Source organism: Streptomyces sp. NPDC034049 (assembly GCF_055575575.1).
On sequence record NZ_JBVISJ010000050.1, the window covers coordinates 1 to 1,437 of the forward strand.

Below are 1,437 nucleotides of genomic sequence, written 5' to 3' on the forward strand. Positions count from 1 at the left end.
CATCGCCTTCAACCCCGCCTGCTGCTCAAGACCCTCCAGCAGATCGACGGACCCGTCGCACAGTTCAACTTCACCACCGCGACCAAGCCCGCCTCCTGTACGGCGTCGACCAGGCCGACGTCCTCCGAGGCCTGGTAATGCCGATCCGCCTCACCAGCATCAGCGGCTGAACCACTCCGCCCGGACCACGGGCGCCACCCTGCCTGCGGGGCGGCCGTCGACACCGCTCCGGCCGCCCCGCAGCACCACGCGACCGGCCACACCACCACCTGCCACGGCCAGACCTCACATCTCAGAGACGAGGAACCGCATGAGTGTCCGAGCACTTGGCCGCTCGCAGCCAGGCCGAGAGCATCCCTCAACTGGCGCTCGACGGCCAGCCGGTCAACGCGGACTGGCCCGGATCTCGCCCACGCCATGACCGCCGTCGGCGTCGCGCTCCATGAAGAGGTGACCCTCGATCTCCTGGTGGGCGACCTGTCACACGGGGCAGGGACGTCGACACCTCCGTGCCGGGCTCCGGGAGCCACCTGGGAGCCGACTTCAGGGAGCGGCTCCCAGCGCGAGGTGTTCCGCCTACGGAGAGGCCGTGCCGGAGGCGGTCCGGTGTGCCGCCTCCGGCCGGTCACTGGTGAGTCGTTACTTGAGGGGGGCGCAGGTCTTCACGCTGCTGCCCTTGAACTGGGTGCAGATCAGCGTGTTCTTGGGGTACTTCGCGCCCGTGTGGGAGCCGTTCTTGCCCCAGCCGGCGTGGGCCTCCCATTTGCCGCGGATCTTGTAGACGTTGGCTTTCTTCCAGCCACTGGCGGCCTTGTACGTGCCGCCGGGCTTCTTGTAGAGGAAGCGGGCGTACAGCGTCGGCTTCTTCGCGCCCGTGATGTCGGACTTGTGGGCGCCGACCGAGTTGAGGGCACGCCAGGACTTGCCGTTGGTGTACCAGTACTCGCCGCTCGTCCCGTAGACGCCGTTGACCTTGCGGATCGTCTTGTCCGTCGTCGCCGCGGAGGCCGGCGAGACGCTGACGCCGAGCGCCAGTGCCGCCATGGTGGTCAGTGTGAGAATCTTCCCCGTTGTGCTACGCACTACATACCTCTGACGGCCGCCGTCCGCGCCACCGGGCGGCTGTCTCATCGATTGGATGTATGGAACCTCGGCGCGGATCAGCAGGTTACCGGGTGGGGATGGGAGCTGACGGGGGGCTTTTGGGGAGGATGAGTGCGAGGACGGCTGCCGCGAACCCGCGGGTGGAGGTCAGGACGCGGCAGCGTTCGACCACCGCTAATCGAACGGGAGTTGGGGTGGCGGTCCCGTCGGGGACCTTGAGAAGGAGCCGCCCGGCGGTGTCTTCGTCGAGCCGTCCGACCACGGCCTCGGACGATCCCGCGGCGGACTGGCCAGCAAGATCCACCTCGCGGTCGAGCAGGAGCAAAAGCCCTT

At 68.0% G+C, this 1,437-nt stretch carries 2 protein-coding genes; both read right to left on the reverse strand.

Annotation, left to right across the window (positions count from 1 at the left end; genetic code table 11):
* Window positions 1-639: 639 nt before the first annotated feature.
* On the reverse strand, window positions 640-1,044 hold the full coding sequence (locus tag ACZ52C_RS41990) for a hypothetical protein (protein WP_469079792.1): 405 nt from the start codon (window positions 1,042-1,044) through the stop codon (window positions 640-642).
* Between the two features lie 124 nt (window positions 1,045-1,168).
* Window positions 1,169-1,437: hypothetical protein (locus ACZ52C_RS41995; RefSeq protein ID WP_469079793.1), on the reverse strand; the 269-nt coding region annotated here is incomplete at its 5' end.

Excerpts from the sequence above, each read along its gene's own strand:
- ACZ52C_RS41990 (WP_469079792.1), bottom strand. The coding sequence starts at position 1,044 with ATGGCGGCACTGGCGCTCGGCGTCAGCGTCTCGCCGGCCTCCGCGGCG.